This window comes from Haloarchaeobius salinus (assembly GCF_024464185.1).
In the GTDB taxonomy this organism is placed as follows: domain Archaea; phylum Halobacteriota; class Halobacteria; order Halobacteriales; family Natrialbaceae; genus Haloarchaeobius; species Haloarchaeobius salinus.
This window is the reverse complement of sequence record NZ_JANHAU010000001.1, coordinates 784,598-797,512: the sequence shown is the minus strand read 5'-3', so window position 1 is coordinate 797,512 and position 12,915 is coordinate 784,598. Positions and strand designations below refer to the sequence as shown.

The following is a 12,915-nucleotide window of genomic DNA, read 5'->3' as shown; positions in this document are numbered from 1 at the left end:
AGACCAGACGAGCTTACTCGTACTCGATGGTCGCGGGCGGCTTGTGGGTCACGTCGTACACCACCCGGGAGACGTTGTCGTGACCCGCCGTGATACGGGACTGGATGCGCTGGAGGGTGTCCCAGTCGACCTCCTGGGCGCGGGCGGTCATGCCGTCGCGTGACTCGACGGACCGGACGGCGACGACCCAGCCGTGGACGCGGTTGTCGCCCTTGACGCCGGTCGCCTTGCCGAGGACGGCCGCGAGCGCCTGCCAGGGCTCGTGCTCCGCCAGCTCCTCCTCGACGACGTGGTTGGCCATCCGGGCCACGTCGAGTTTCTCCTCGGTGACCTCGCCGATGATGCGCACGGCGAGCCCGGGACCGGGGAACGGCATGCGCTCGGAGACCAGTTCGTCGAGGTCGAGCGCGCGGGCGACCTCGCGGACCTCGTCCTTGTAGAGGTCGCGCATGGGTTCGACGATGCCCTCGAAGTCGACGACGTCGGGGAGCCCGCCGACGTTGTGGTGGGACTTGATGGTGCCCTCGCTCTCGATGCGGTCGGGGTAGATGGTGCCCTGGACGAGGTAGTCGGCGTCGACCTCGTTGGCGACCGTCTCGAACTCGCGGATGAACCCCTCGCCGATGACGTGGCGCTTCGCCTCGGGGTCCGTGACGCCGGCCAGCGCGTCGAGGAAGCGCTCGCGGGCGTCGACGATGCGCAGCGACTCCATGTAGTCGAACGTCTCGCGGATCTCCTCGGTCTCGCCCTTGCGCATCAGCCCGGTGTCGACGTAGACCGGGGTCAGCTGGTCGCCGATGGCCTCGTAGGCGAGCGCTGCCGCGGTCGAGGAGTCGACGCCGCCCGACAGCGCGATGACGGCGTTGGCGTCGCCGACCGCCTCGGATATCTCGGCGACCTTCTCGTCGATGAACTCGTCGACGTTCACCATCAGGCGGTCACCTCCCTGTCGACGCCGTTGTCAGCTCCGTCGACGCCGGCCAGTTCCATGACGGTCTCCAGCAGGCCGACGAACGGGGGCGACGCCCGGCCGGGCCGGGAGCGGAACTCCGGGTGGAACTGCGTCCCGAGGAAGTACGGGTGGTCCTCGTACTCCAGGATCTCCATGCGGTTGCCCGCGCGGCCGGAGAACACGAGCGGGGTCTCCGCGAAGTCCTCGAAGTACTCGGGGTTGACCTCGTAGCGGTGGCGGTGGCGCTCCGTGCAGGCCGTCGCGTCGTACACCGCCTCGGCGAGCGTGCCGGGGGTGATGTCGGTCTGGTGTGCGCCCAGCCGCATCGTCCCACCCATGTCCGACACCTCGTACTGCTCGGGCAGGATGTCGATGACCGGGTTCGACGTGTCGGGGTCCATCTCGGCGCTGTGGGCGTCCTCGTAGCCGAGGGCGTTCCGTGCGACCTCGACGACGGCCATCTGGAAGCCGAGACAGAGCCCGAGGAACGGCACGTCGTTCTCGCGGGCGTACTGGATGGCGTGGATCTTCCCCTCGGTGCCGCGGGAGCCGAAGCCGCCGGGGACGACGATGCCGTCGGCGGACTCGAGCCGCTCGCGGTGGGTGCCGTCGGCGTCGGCGTTGACCATCTCGTCGGAGTCGACCCAGACGACGTTCACGTCGACGCCCTTCGCGAGGCCGGCGTGCTTGAGCGCCTCGTTCACGCTCATGTAGGCGTCCTCGAGGTCGTACTTCCCGACCAGCGCGATGTCGACCTCGCCCTCGCGCTCGCGGGTGACGAGCTTGCGCCAGGTGTTGTCGCGTTTCTCCTCGGGCAGCGCCTTCGCGTCGAGGTTCAGCCGGTCCATCACGTAGCCGTCGAGGCCCTCCTCCTCGACGACCAGCGGGACCTGGTAGATATCCTCGACGTCCGGGTTCGAGAACACGGCGTCGGTCGGTACGTCGCAGAACAGCGCGATCTTCTCCTTCGTCTCGGGGTCGAGTCGCTCGCCGCAGCGCCCGACCAGTACGTCCGGCTGGAGACCGATGCTCCGGAGCTCCTTCACCGAGTGCTGGGTCGGCTTCGTCTTCTGCTCGCCGTTCTTCGAGTACGGGACGAGCGTGACGTGGGTGAGCAGGAAGTCCTCCTCGTCCTCCTCGTGCGCGAACTGCCGCAGCGCCTCCAGGTACGGCATGCCCTCGATGTCGCCGACGGTGCCCCCGACCTCGACGATGCAGACGTCCGTGCCCTCGGCCGCCTCGCGCACCCGGCGCTTGATGTCGTCCGTGATGTGTGGAATGATCTGGACGGTCTTGCCGAGGTAGTCCCCGGCGCGTTCCTTCTCGATGACGTGCTTGTACGTCTTGCCCGTCGTCACGTTGTGGTCGAACGTCATGTCCTCGTCGAGGAACCGCTCGTAGTTCCCCAGGTCGAGGTCGACCTCGCCACCGTCTTTGAGGACGTACACCTCGCCGTGCTGGTACGGGTTCATGGTCCCGGCGTCGACGTTCAGGTACGGGTCGATCTTGACCGCCGTCACGTCGAACCCGGCGTTCTTCAGTAGTCTGCCTGTGCTCGCGGCCGTGATACCCTTGCCCAGTCCGGACATCACGCCGCCTGTAACGAAGATGAATTTGTTCCCGAGTGTGGGGTCGTACCCCGTTTCGGAATCGGTCGGCATACCGATGGTGCGCGGGGCCGGATGAAAACGATTTCGGAGGGCGGCCACGCTTGCGAACGGGTGTCGGTGGGACGGTGTGTCACCCCGCACCAAACCGTTCCCATCCCGCATCTGATCGACGACCCATGACGGATTCGCTCTCCCTGCACGGGGCCACGGCCGACGGCGCGGTCGTCGGCTACGTCGAGGGCGTTCCGGACAACGAGGCCGAGAACGTGGCCCACCTGTACCGTATCTACGTCCACCCCGACCACTGGGGCGACTGTGACCTCCCCGGCGCTCGAACGCGACCGCGACCATCCCGACGTCCGCTCCGGTGGGCGGGGTCGTTCCGACGACCGGATGCACTAACTGCCAGCCCGGGGAGGCAGAGGGGTACCCGAAGGCGGTTGCGTCCGAGAGAATTCGAAAGAAATTATATATGGTGATTCCCATAGGCAATTGCCATGTCCGGAGATTCGACTCCGACCGACAGACGCACCGTGCTCCGAGGACTCGCCGCGACGGGAGCGATCGCCGGCTCCCCGCTCGTCGCCGCCAAGACACGTGACGAGCGCGACCGTCGCAACGTCGACCCGCGGCTGTCGCTCAGGGAACTCGCCGTCGAGATCGCGTTCCACCCCGAGCGCGACCTGGCGGCGATAACGACCCTCGGACTCGGGGACGGGTATCAGGTCTACCTCGTCGCCGACGTCGACGCCCGGACCGACGTCGTGCACACTCGACGGGACCTCGAGCAGCTCAGTCGAGCGACCGTCGGCGTGCACGGGATCCACTGGACGGACGCCAGGACCCTCCGGTACTCCCGTGATGGCTCGACCATCGAGCGGTCGCTCGCGTTCGAGACCCGGCGGGGCGGTGTCGTCACGACGACCCGGGCAACGACGACCGTCAGCGAACAGCCGCTCCCGGTCCGTGCGACCAGCGGCCCGAGCACGGCCGTCGACATCCCGTACCCCATCGACTGCAAGAGCGGTGGCAACGTCTGCTGTACGGACGTACCCTTCGTCAACGACTGGTGCGTACGGGTGACCGGCAACGACAGCGGTCACTCGCCGGAGTGTGCCGGGTCGAACCCGCCGCCGATGCCCCACGGTCACTTCGCCATCTTCCCGGAGGGGAACTACCGTGGCGGAATCAACATCTGGATCGGCAAGAACGGTAACTGTATCTGGGTCGGCGAGGAACACGCCTCCAACTGGTGTACGCGGGTCTGTGGCCCCAACGGCGGGCTTCCGAGCCTCGCCGACCTCCGTGACGCGTTCGAGGAGGCCATCAACCAGGCGGCCGACGCGGCCGGCATCGCCGTGCCCGCCATCGTCGTCACCGCACTGGCATACTACCTGGCTGCGAGCACCCTCGCACCGCCGACCGGCGTCCCACTCGTCTGAAACGAGATGACCACCCAGGACCGTCCGTTCGACCCGACGCACACCCTCGTCCTCACGACGAGTGGCGACGCAACCGCCGAGGCGAGTGCGACGGCGGCCGCGGTCGGGGCGGTGCTGGACCACGCCGACGCCGTCACGCTGCATCTCGACCCCGGGGCGCTCGCGTCGGACCACCCCGAACTCGCCGAACAGCTCCGGGCCGCGGCCGAACAGGTCGACGATGGCGTCCTCCGTGCCTCCGTCGACCGCGTCCGCGAACCCCTCGCCGCCCTCCTCGACCTGACCGACGTCCACCGGTTCGTCACGCTCGAACGGCTGGACGCGTCCCGCGACGGCCGACGGCTCCTCCACTACGTCCCGGACCACACGACGTTCGAGGTGGACGCCACGGCGGCCGAAGGTGTCGTCGACGCCGTCTCGCGCGCCGTCGCCGACGAGCCCGCGGGCCTGCTCCCGACGGCGGTGCTCGCGGACTGGTACGCGGACGGCACCCGGTACGAGCTGGCACCCCCGTCGCTCTGTGTCGACGGCGCGACCTGCTTCGGCCTCGGCGCGCTCGACCGGGTCGCGTTCGACGACGCGGCCCGCACCGTCCGGCTGACGTGGGCCACCGGTGACGGGCTGCTCGCGACCGCCGGTGAACTCCTGGGCCCGAACCGGCCCGAGCGGTTCGAGTTCGACTCGCCGAACCGGTACGCGGACGTCGCGGACGCGTTCGAGACCGTCGCTGACGCGCTCGAGGTGGAGAAGGCGGGACGGCGGTGACCGAGGGTCGTTCAGTCGCTGGAGTCGGCGATACCGCCACCGACCGACTGCCCCTCGCCGGTCTCGCTCGCGTGCGGGAGCGGTTCGCTCTCCCAGTACTCGTGGCTCTCGTCGACACGGAAGCAGGCGGCCTCGTGGCGCTCACCGGCGTCGTAGTCCGGCGGGAGCTCCTTCGTACACGCGTCCCTGGCGTGCGGACAGCGCGTGTGGAACCGACAGCCCGGCGGCGGGTTCCGCGGCGAGGGAACGTCGCCCTCCAGCGTGCCGCCGCGGCGGCCTTGCTCCTCGACGGACGCCCGGGGGACGCTGTCCAGCAGCGCCTGCGTGTAGGGGTGCTGCGGGTTCTCGAAGATCTGGTCGACCGGGCCGGTCTCGACGATCTTCCCGAGGTACATCACCGCCACGCGGTCGGAGATGTGCCGGACGACACTCAGGTCGTGTGCGACGAACAGGTAGGTGAGGCCGAACTCCTCCTGCAGGTCCTCCAGCAGGTTGAGCACCTGCGCCTGCACGCTCACGTCGAGCGCCGACACCGGCTCGTCGAGCACGACGAACTCGGGGTCGAGCGCGAGCGCCCGGGCGATGCCGATGCGCTGGCGCTGGCCGCCGGAGAACTCGTGTGGGTAGCGGTCGACGTGTCGCGCCGACAGCCCCACGCGTTCGAGCAGCTCCTTCGCGCGCTCGGTACGCTCCTCGCTCCCGGCCAGCCCGTGGATGCGGAGCCCCTCGGTGACGATCTCGCCGACGGTCATGCGCGGGTCGAGGCTGGAGAACGGGTCCTGGAAGACGATCTGGGCGTCCTGCCGGAACACCTTGCGTTCGGACGCGGTCATCTCGAACACGTCCTTTCCGTCGAAGCGGACCGAGCCGCCGGTCGCCTCGCGCAGGCCCAGGAGCGTCTCGCTGGTCGTCGACTTCCCGCAACCGGACTCGCCGACGAGCCCGAGCGTCTCACCCTGTTCGACCTCGAAGGAGACGCCGTCCACCGCACGGACCGCGGTCGGCTCCCGGCCGAGCGCGCGGTCGAACAGCGTGTCGTTCTCGAAGTAGTACTTCTCCAGGTCGTCGACCTTGACGATGGGTTCGTCGGTCGTCTCGTCGAAGTGCTCACTGCTCATGCGTCCTCACCTCCCTCGAAGTACGACTCGTCGAGTGCGGTCTCGGGGTCGTACTCGCCGTCGGCGAGCACACAGCGGGCCGTGTGTCCCGGGTCCCCCTCGACCGGTCGTTCGTCCGGATGCTCCAGACACGCCTCCATCGCCTTCGGACACCGGTCGGCGAAGTAACACCGGTCCGGCATCTCGCTGTCGACGAGGTTCGGCACGTTCCCCTCGATGGGTTCGAGCCGCGGTGCCGGGTCGTCGACGTCCGGGATGGACCCGAGCAGCCCCTCCGTGTAGGGGTGGGCCGGGTCGTCGAACACCGCCTCGAGCGTGCCGCGTTCGACCACCTCGCCGGCGTACATGACGCCGACGCGGTCGCACATCCGGGCGATGACGCCGAGGTCGTGCGTGATGAGCACGATGCTCATCCCGCGTTCGGTCTGGATGTCCCGCAGCAGGTCGAGGATCTGCGCCTGGATGGTCACGTCGAGTGCGGTCGTCGGCTCGTCGGCGAACAGCACGTCCGGCTCGCCGGCGAGCGCCTGTGCGACCATCGCGCGCTGGAGCATCCCACCGGAGAACTGGTGGGGGTACTCGTCGGCGCGCTCGACCGGGTCGGGGATGCCGACCTGGTCCAGCAGTTCGATGGCGCGGTCGTGGCTCTCGTCGCTGGTGTACTCCCGGCCGGGGACGACGCTGTCGACGAGCAGCCGACCGAGCCCGTAGCCCTGCGTCCGCGAGCGGGTGCGCCGCGGGTTGGCCGAGGCGCGGCGCTGCACCTCGACCGCCTCGGCGATCTGCTCGCCGACGGTCAGCGACGGGTTGAAGCTGCTCATCGGGTCCTGGAAGATCATGCTGAACTTCGGCCCGCGGAGCGACCGGCGGACACCCTTCGGGAGCTGTCTGAGGTCGACGAAGTCGCCGTCGACCGCGTCCGGGCTGTCCTCGCGGAACTCCTCGGCGAGCTCTCCGTCGCGGAGCCACACCTCGCCGCCGGTGATCTGCCCGGGCGACTCGACGAGGTCGATGGCCGACAGCGCCGTGACGGACTTGCCGGAGCCGGACTCGCCGACGATGCCGAGTATCTCGTTGTCACGCACGTCGAACGAGACCGACTCGACGGCGTTGACCTGCCCCTCCTCCGTGTAGAACCGCGTCGTGAGGTCCTCCACGCGGAGCAGGTCGTCGCGGCTGTGGGTGGAGCCGCTCATACGCCACCCTCCCCCTCGATACCGGGGTCGAGGGCGTCCCTGAGCCAGTCACCGACGAGGTTCAACCCGATGACGGTGATGACGATGGCCAGCCCCGGCATGGTGGAGACCCACCACGCCGTCGACTGGTACTGCCTGCCGAGCGCGATGTCGAAGCCCCAGGAGATGTTCGCCGAGGAGAACCCGAGGAACGACAGTGCGCTCTCCAGCAGGATGATGGCCGCGATCTGGATCGTCCCGAGCACGAGTATCGGCGTGATAGCGTTCGGGAGCACGTGCCGGAGCATGATGGAGGCGTCGCTCGCCCCGAGGGCGCGCGCCGCCTTCACGTAGGACTGTTCGCGGAGGCTCAGCGCCTCGCCGCGGGCGACACGGGCGAACCACACCCAGTTGACGAGTGCGACGACCACGATGATCGTCCCGGGGAGTACCGTGCTCTCCGGCATCCCCGTCGGCAAGCCGACGGCTGACCGGAACAGCTCCGAGAGCCCGCTCTGGACGAACGGGTCGGGGATTTGCTGTTCGAGCGCGTCGTCCAGCACGCCGATGAGCGCGATGGCGAGCACGATGGACGGGAACGCGAGCATCACGTCGGCGCTTCGCATTAGCACGTCGTCGACCTTCCCCCGGTAGTAGCCGGCGACGAGCCCGACGCTGACGCCGACGAGCATCGCCAACCCGGTACCGAGGAAGCCGACGAGCAGCGACACCCGCGCCCCGTATATCAGCCGGGAGAGGATGTCGCGACCGTTCCCGTCGGTCCCGAGCGGGTGGTCCCACGTCGCGTTCTCGTAGACGGTACGGTTCTCGGTGACGATCTGGCCGTCCTCGAAGACGACGCTGCCGTTCTCCTGGACGGGCACCTCCTCGGTCGTCGCCTTGGTGAAGCCCACCGGCGGGGTTCGGGACTCGTTCAGGTTCTGGGTCCCCGGCCGGTCGGGTGCGATGAACGGTGCGAATATCGCCACCAGCAGCACGACGACCACGATTGCGATGCCGACCTTGGCGAGGGCGTCCTTATTCAGTCCGCGCTTCAGACTTCGAATGGTACGTGGAGCGATCATCAGTCGAATCCCACCCGCGGGTTCACGAGCGTGTACAGCGTGTCGACGACGATGTTCACGACGACGAAGCCGACGGCGATGACGATGAGCGAGCCCTGCACCATCGGCCAGTCACGGGAGTTGATGCTGTTGATGAGCACCTGTCCCAGTCCCGGCCAGTCGAAGACGAACTCGGTGATGACCGCGCCACCGATGAGCGTCCCGAGCTGCAGGCCGACGACCGTGATGATGGGGATGAGCGTGTTCCGGAGCACGTGCTTGTAGCGCACGAGCGTTTCCGGCAGCCCCTTCGCCCGCGAGGCTCGGACGTACGTCTTGCCGAGCTCGTCGAGCATCCCGCTCCGGGTCAGTCGCGTGATGAGCGCCGTGAAGTACGTCCCGAGCGTGATCGCCGGGAGCGTGATGTACCACAGCCACGTGCGGAGGCCCTCGGCGGCAGCCACGATCTGCCCGGAGACGAGCAGGTCGAAGACGCCGGGGATGCCGATGGCGCGCTGGCTCGTCGGGAACAGGTTCAGCTGCACCGACAGGACGATGATGAGCATCACGCCGAGCCAGAAGTTCGGCGTGCTGATGCCCGCCAGCGAGAACAGCGTCGCGCCGTAGTCCGCCGGCTGATGGCGTCGCGTCGCGCTGATGACGCCGAGCGGGATGGCGATGACGACGGCGACGATGGTCGCCGCGATGGCCAGTTCGAGCGTCGCCGGGAGGCTGCGGCCCACTCGGGACGCGACGGACGTACCCGTCGTCAGCGACGTGCCGAGCCCCATGGGACCGGCCGGCTCCCCGGTCAGGATGTTGAACAGCCCCTCGGGCACACCGGCGGCGATACCGGTGATGAAATCCCAGTACTGGACGTACAGCGGCTCGTCCAGCCCGAGGTCCGCGATGACCTGCTCTCTCACCTCCGGGGCGACGTCGGGTGGCAACAGGACGTTCGCCGGGTCGCCGGGCGCGATGACGCGCAGCCCGAACACGATGGTCACGACTCCCCAGACGACGAACACGCCCTGCAGTAGTCGCTTTATCAAAAACCGAGCGAGGGACATGAGAGCTTACGCCTGGCTCATCGCGTACGCGTCGATGCGCTCGTCCGAGCGGGGCTCCCACGAGACGCGGTTGCTGACGCCGTAGACGCTGAACTGCTGGTTGAGGAAGATCCACGGTGCCTGCTCGTTGGCGAGTGCGTTCGCCTCCTGGAGCGCCGAGACACGCTCGTCGCCGGTGCTGTTGCCGGCGGTCTCGAGCAGCGAGTCGAACTCCTCGTTGCTCCAGGTCGACAGCGCGCCGTCGGTCGAGAGCAGCGCGGTCATGACCAGCGCGCCCTCGAAGGTGGCCTCACCCCAGCCGATGAGGAACCACGGGGGCTTGTCCTCGATGTTGCCGGTCAGCAGCTCGTCGGTGAGCGAGCCGAAGTCCCGCTGGTTGACCGACGCGGAGACGTTCGGCAGCTCGTCGATGTAGCCCGCGACCGCCTGGGCGATCTCGAGGTCCTTCAGGTAGCGCCCGACGGGCGTGTTGAGCTCGATCTCGACGCCCGCGTGGCCGGACTCGTCGATGAGCCGCTCGGCCTCGTCGGGGTCGTACGGGTACGGGTCCACGTCCGGGTTGTGGCCGACGAACTCGGGCAGCGTGGGCTGGCCGGTCTGGGCACCGAACCCGCCGAGCACGTTCGAGACGATGCTCTCCAGGTCGATGGCGTAGTTCAGTGCCTGCCGGAACTCCTGCGAGGAGAACGGCTCGACGTCGTAGCGCATCCCGTTGTAGAGGATGCGCGTACTCGGCGCGGCGGACACGCTTCCGGCGTCGCTGTTGTTGACGCGGTTGACCTCCTGCGGCGGGACGTTGACGATGATGTCGGTCTCGCCCTGGAGCAGCTGGTTGACGCGGGTGCTCGACTCGCTCGCCGCGGTGAACGTGAGCTCGGACACCTCGGCCGGGTCGTCCCAGTACTCCTCGTACCGGGTCATGACGACCTGCTCGTCCTGCGTGTAGCTGTCGAGCTGGAACGCGCCGGTGCCGTTCATCTGCTGGCCGATCTCGGACTTCGAGCGCTCCTCGACCCACGACTGCTGCATGATGTCGCAGTAGGTCGCGAACTCGGAGAACACGATGGGGTTGAGCCCGTCGAGCGTCACCCGCACCGTCGAATCGTCGGGCGCGCTCGCGCCGGAGACGCCGGCGAGCTGGTCGCTCTGTGGGCTCGCGAACCCGGTGTCGGGGTCGACGATGCGGTTGATGCTGTAGGCGGCGTCGCCCGCGACGAACGTATCGCCGTTGTGGAACGTCACGTCGCTCCGCGTCTGGAACTCCGCCGCGTCCTCGCCGTCGACGCGCGACCAGTCGGTCGCGAGCGCGGGCTGTGCCGCACCGGCCGCGTCGCGGGTGATGAGCCCCTCGTAGGCGTGGAGCATCACCACGTCGGTCGGCGTCTCGCGGTGGTCGTGGGGGTCGAGCCCGGAGGGCATGTTGCCCTGCGTGATGGTGACCGGGAAGTCCGGTAGCTCCTCCCCACCGTCACCGGTGTCGGTCTCTTCGCCACCCCCACCATCTTCCGTCTCCTCCGCCTCGGTGTCTGCCGGAGTGTCGGTCCCGTCACCGCCGTCTCCGCCGCCGAGACAGCCTGCGAGGGATGCTGTGACCGCTGCTCCGCCTGCGTACTTCAGAAAGCCACGTCGGTCAGTACCATTCTCTGGCATGCATCCTACTACCAAATACCACCTTATAAATCCACCCTTGCGAACGGTTATCTCGAAACGTGAAAGCACCCGTACGCTATCCGACCGGTGCCCAGTCACCGCCGGCGATGGCTTCCCCGACAGAAGCAGTTAAGTACCGACGTACGCCGAGTTTCTCATCGATGCGGGTACACACACTCGGGGACGGCGAGCCGGCACTCGTCGTCGTCGTCGGACAGCACGGCGACGAACCCTGCGGCGAGCGTGCCATGGAGCGCCTCCTGGCCGACGAGGACCTCGAACTCACCGGCGCGGTCACGTTCGTCGTGGGGAACGAGCGCGCCGCCGAGCTCGAGCAGCGGTTCGTCGACGAGGACCTCAACCGCGCCTATCCCGGCGATCCCGAGGCGGCGTCGCACGAGGCCCGACTCGCCAGCGAGCTCCTCGAGACCGTCGACGACCTGGTAGTGCTCGACCTCCACTCGACGGTCTCGACGGACGAGCCGTTCGCGCTCTACCAGCGACTCACGCCGCGGTCGCGCGAACTCCTCGAATCCACCGGCCTCGACCGCGCCGTCGACATCCGCACCGAGCCGGGCGGCCTGACCCAGTACGTCGACGGCGTGGCCATCGAGTGCGGCTTCAAGGGCAGCGAGGCCGCAGTCGACAACGCCGAACGGGTCGTCAGGAACGTGCTCGCGGCCTACGACGTCGTCGTGGGCGAGGCCGCTATCAGCGACCCGACCGTCTTCGAGGTGACCGAGCGGGTCGACGGCGCGGGCTACGAGTTCCTCGGCGAGAACTTCGTCGTGGTTCCCGCGGGCGAGCCGTTCGCCCGCCGGGGTGAGGAGACACGGACCCGCGACGAGCCGTTCTACCCGGTGCTGATGTCGACCGACGGCTACGACGAGAGCGTCGGCTTCGCCGCCCAGCTTCTGGGCCCGCTCTCGACGGTCCCCGACGACGAGTAGCTCCGTTCGGTCCGTACCAGACGCTCAGGCGGCTACGTCCCGCCGAAGACCGCCTCGCGGTCGATGCTGAACTCCAGGCCGCTGGTCCCGACCTCGCGCTCGGCCGCGACGGTCATCCCGACCAGCTCGTCCAGCTCGTTCGGCCCCACGCCCATCGCGTCGAGGAACGACTGCAGTTCACAGTTCGCGCCCCACACCGGTGGCTTCGTGAACTCGTCGACGAACTCGTTGCCGGACGGCAGCCCGAGCGTCACCGCCACCGTCGCGTCCGTCTCCGTCACGTCGACGATGGGGACGGAGTCGAGATCCGACCCAGCCTGCACGTCCGCGAGCTCGTCCACCGCGTCGTCGATGTCACCTGTCATGGGGAAAATTCCGTGGCCGCGGCTCCTAATCGTTGCGTTACGGCACGTCGACTGGTCGACACGTTCAGGTGCTGTATCTGGCGATCGCCCAGCCCACGAGCAGGCAGCCGAGGCCGCCGGCCGCGAGCCGGAGGTCGACGGTGACCGCGTAGCTACCGCAGTCGGCGACCTGCAGCATCGTGCCGTCGAGCGCGACCGAGACGCCCCACGTCGAGAGCGCGTGGTCGCGACAGCCCATCCCCGGCGCGAAGAGGGCGTAGAAGGCGACGACGCCACCGACGAGGGCGAGCGACATCCCGAGTTCCGGCAGCCAGCGACGCGCGGTCGACGTACTCATCGGGCGACGGTTCTCGGGCGTCGGTCAAATGTGTTGTCACTCCGGCTGCTCGTCGACGACGGCCTCCTGCAGTTTCGACCCGTCGCCGGACTCGTCGTCCGCCCCGTCGCCGCGGAGTCTGTCGAGCCCCAGCGTCGCCACGAACAGGCCCCCGCCGAGGTAGAGCAGCGCCCGGGGACTGCCGACGAGCCGCGCGACGACGGCGTTCCCGTACCCGAGTAACGTCGTCAGATACGCCAGCAGCGAGACGGTCCAGCCGAGCCCGGTGACGCCGGCAATCCGATACAGTCTCCCCGTGTCCTCCGACCTCGTTTCGTCCTGAATCATGGCTCGGTCATCGTTCGGTAGGCGAGTGTTACTCGAAGGCACGCCATGAAGCTATTTTCAGGATACCTGTGGGCTAGTTACCAGGTGGGT

14 protein-coding genes are annotated in these 12,915 nt (G+C 68.3%); 4 read left to right on the top strand and 10 right to left on the bottom strand.

Features of this window, described 5'->3' with window-relative positions; genetic code table 11:
* Positions 1 to 13: 13 nt before the first annotated feature.
* Together guaA and pyrG are read right to left on the bottom strand one after the other, a co-directional pair.
* Positions 14 to 931: a glutamine-hydrolyzing GMP synthase gene (gene guaA, locus NO345_RS04040; RefSeq protein WP_256296713.1), complete on the bottom strand. Its 918-nt coding sequence runs from the start codon at positions 929 to 931 to the stop codon at positions 14 to 16.
* On the bottom strand, positions 931 to 2,613 hold the full coding sequence (pyrG, locus tag NO345_RS04035) for a CTP synthase (protein WP_256296711.1): 1,683 nt from the start codon (positions 2,611 to 2,613) through the stop codon (positions 931 to 933). Before pyrG ends, guaA begins: the two co-directional genes overlap by 1 nt.
* Between pyrG and NO345_RS19760 the strand changes: the two genes are divergently transcribed.
* From NO345_RS19760 to NO345_RS04025, 3 genes are read left to right on the top strand one after another with little or no spacing between them, the layout of a single operon-like run.
* A complete protein-coding gene (locus NO345_RS19760; protein ID WP_368407843.1) occupies positions 2,577 to 3,041 on the top strand; it encodes a GNAT family N-acetyltransferase in 465 nt (154 codons plus the stop codon). The genes pyrG and NO345_RS19760 overlap by 37 nt on opposite strands.
* A gap of 18 nt (positions 3,042 to 3,059) precedes the next feature.
* Complete coding sequence (locus NO345_RS04030) at positions 3,060 to 4,004, top strand: hypothetical protein (protein ID WP_256296709.1); 945 nt, start codon at positions 3,060 to 3,062, stop codon at positions 4,002 to 4,004.
* 6 nt (positions 4,005 to 4,010) lie between these two features.
* Positions 4,011 to 4,769: a hypothetical protein gene (locus NO345_RS04025; RefSeq protein WP_256296708.1), complete on the top strand. Its 759-nt coding sequence runs from the start codon at positions 4,011 to 4,013 to the stop codon at positions 4,767 to 4,769.
* A gap of 11 nt (positions 4,770 to 4,780) precedes the next feature.
* On the opposite strand, the gene NO345_RS04020 is transcribed toward NO345_RS04025, so the two are convergent.
* Genes NO345_RS04020 through NO345_RS04000 form a run of 5 tightly spaced genes read right to left on the bottom strand, consistent with a single transcriptional unit; the run spans position 4,781 to position 10,846 of the window.
* A complete protein-coding gene (locus NO345_RS04020; protein WP_256296706.1) occupies positions 4,781 to 5,887 on the bottom strand; it encodes an ABC transporter ATP-binding protein in 1,107 nt (368 codons plus the stop codon).
* Positions 5,884 to 7,083: an ABC transporter ATP-binding protein gene (locus NO345_RS04015; protein ID WP_256296704.1), complete on the bottom strand. Its 1,200-nt coding sequence runs from the start codon at positions 7,081 to 7,083 to the stop codon at positions 5,884 to 5,886. Before NO345_RS04015 ends, NO345_RS04020 begins: the two co-directional genes overlap by 4 nt.
* Positions 7,080 to 8,147 carry an ABC transporter permease gene (locus tag NO345_RS04010; RefSeq protein WP_256296703.1) on the bottom strand — a complete coding sequence of 356 codons (1,068 nt, stop codon included), beginning with the start codon at positions 8,145 to 8,147 and terminating at the stop codon, positions 7,080 to 7,082. Before NO345_RS04010 ends, NO345_RS04015 begins: the two co-directional genes overlap by 4 nt.
* On the bottom strand, positions 8,147 to 9,196 hold the full coding sequence (locus NO345_RS04005; RefSeq protein ID WP_368407842.1) for an ABC transporter permease: 1,050 nt from the start codon (positions 9,194 to 9,196) through the stop codon (positions 8,147 to 8,149). Before NO345_RS04005 ends, NO345_RS04010 begins: the two co-directional genes overlap by 1 nt.
* Positions 9,197 to 9,202: 6 nt before the next feature.
* Positions 9,203 to 10,846, bottom strand: a complete 1,644-nt coding sequence (locus NO345_RS04000; protein ID WP_256296701.1) for an ABC transporter substrate-binding protein — start codon at positions 10,844 to 10,846, stop codon at positions 9,203 to 9,205.
* Positions 10,847 to 11,007: 161 nt separating this feature from the next.
* Between NO345_RS04000 and NO345_RS03995 the strand changes: the two genes are divergently transcribed.
* Positions 11,008 to 11,796, top strand: a complete 789-nt coding sequence (locus NO345_RS03995; RefSeq protein WP_256296700.1) for a M14 family metallopeptidase — start codon at positions 11,008 to 11,010, stop codon at positions 11,794 to 11,796.
* 32 nt (positions 11,797 to 11,828) lie between these two features.
* Here NO345_RS03995 and NO345_RS03990 read toward each other — a convergent pair whose 3' ends face one another.
* The 3 genes from NO345_RS03990 to NO345_RS03980 all read right to left on the bottom strand — a co-directional run bounded on the left by NO345_RS03990 (position 11,829) and on the right by NO345_RS03980 (position 12,825).
* Positions 11,829 to 12,161, bottom strand: coding sequence for a hypothetical protein (locus tag NO345_RS03990; protein WP_256296699.1), 333 nt, complete (start codon positions 12,159 to 12,161; stop codon positions 11,829 to 11,831).
* Positions 12,162 to 12,225: 64 nt separating this feature from the next.
* Entirely contained in the window at positions 12,226 to 12,498 is a 273-nt protein-coding gene (locus NO345_RS03985) for a hypothetical protein (protein ID WP_256296697.1), read from the bottom strand.
* A 36-nt stretch (positions 12,499 to 12,534) separates the two neighbouring features.
* On the bottom strand, positions 12,535 to 12,825 hold the full coding sequence (locus NO345_RS03980) for a hypothetical protein (protein WP_256296695.1): 291 nt from the start codon (positions 12,823 to 12,825) through the stop codon (positions 12,535 to 12,537).
* Between the last annotated feature and the right edge of the window lie 90 nt (positions 12,826 to 12,915).

What these genes read in the sequence shown, in the direction of transcription:
- NO345_RS04015 (WP_256296704.1), bottom strand. Translation starts at nt 7,083, where the DNA reads ATGAGCGGCTCCACCCACAGCCGCGACGACCTGCTCCGCGTGGAGGAC.
- NO345_RS04010 (WP_256296703.1), bottom strand. Translation starts at nt 8,147, where the DNA reads ATGATCGCTCCACGTACCATTCGAAGTCTGAAGCGCGGACTGAATAAG.
- NO345_RS03985 (WP_256296697.1), bottom strand. Translation starts at nt 12,498, where the DNA reads ATGAGTACGTCGACCGCGCGTCGCTGGCTGCCGGAACTCGGGATGTCG.
- NO345_RS04030 (WP_256296709.1), top strand. Translation starts at nt 3,060, where the DNA reads ATGTCCGGAGATTCGACTCCGACCGACAGACGCACCGTGCTCCGAGGA.
- NO345_RS04020 (WP_256296706.1), bottom strand. Translation starts at nt 5,887, where the DNA reads ATGAGCAGTGAGCACTTCGACGAGACGACCGACGAACCCATCGTCAAG.
- guaA (WP_256296713.1), bottom strand. Translation starts at nt 931, where the DNA reads ATGGTGAACGTCGACGAGTTCATCGACGAGAAGGTCGCCGAGATATCC.
- NO345_RS03995 (WP_256296700.1), top strand. Translation starts at nt 11,008, where the DNA reads ATGCGGGTACACACACTCGGGGACGGCGAGCCGGCACTCGTCGTCGTC.
- NO345_RS04025 (WP_256296708.1), top strand. Translation starts at nt 4,011, where the DNA reads ATGACCACCCAGGACCGTCCGTTCGACCCGACGCACACCCTCGTCCTC.
- NO345_RS03980 (WP_256296695.1), bottom strand. Translation starts at nt 12,825, where the DNA reads ATGATTCAGGACGAAACGAGGTCGGAGGACACGGGGAGACTGTATCGG.
- pyrG (WP_256296711.1), bottom strand. Translation starts at nt 2,613, where the DNA reads ATGCCGACCGATTCCGAAACGGGGTACGACCCCACACTCGGGAACAAA.
- NO345_RS04005 (WP_368407842.1), bottom strand. Translation starts at nt 9,196, where the DNA reads ATGTCCCTCGCTCGGTTTTTGATAAAGCGACTACTGCAGGGCGTGTTC.
- NO345_RS04000 (WP_256296701.1), bottom strand. Translation starts at nt 10,846, where the DNA reads ATGCCAGAGAATGGTACTGACCGACGTGGCTTTCTGAAGTACGCAGGC.
- NO345_RS03990 (WP_256296699.1), bottom strand. Translation starts at nt 12,161, where the DNA reads ATGACAGGTGACATCGACGACGCGGTGGACGAGCTCGCGGACGTGCAG.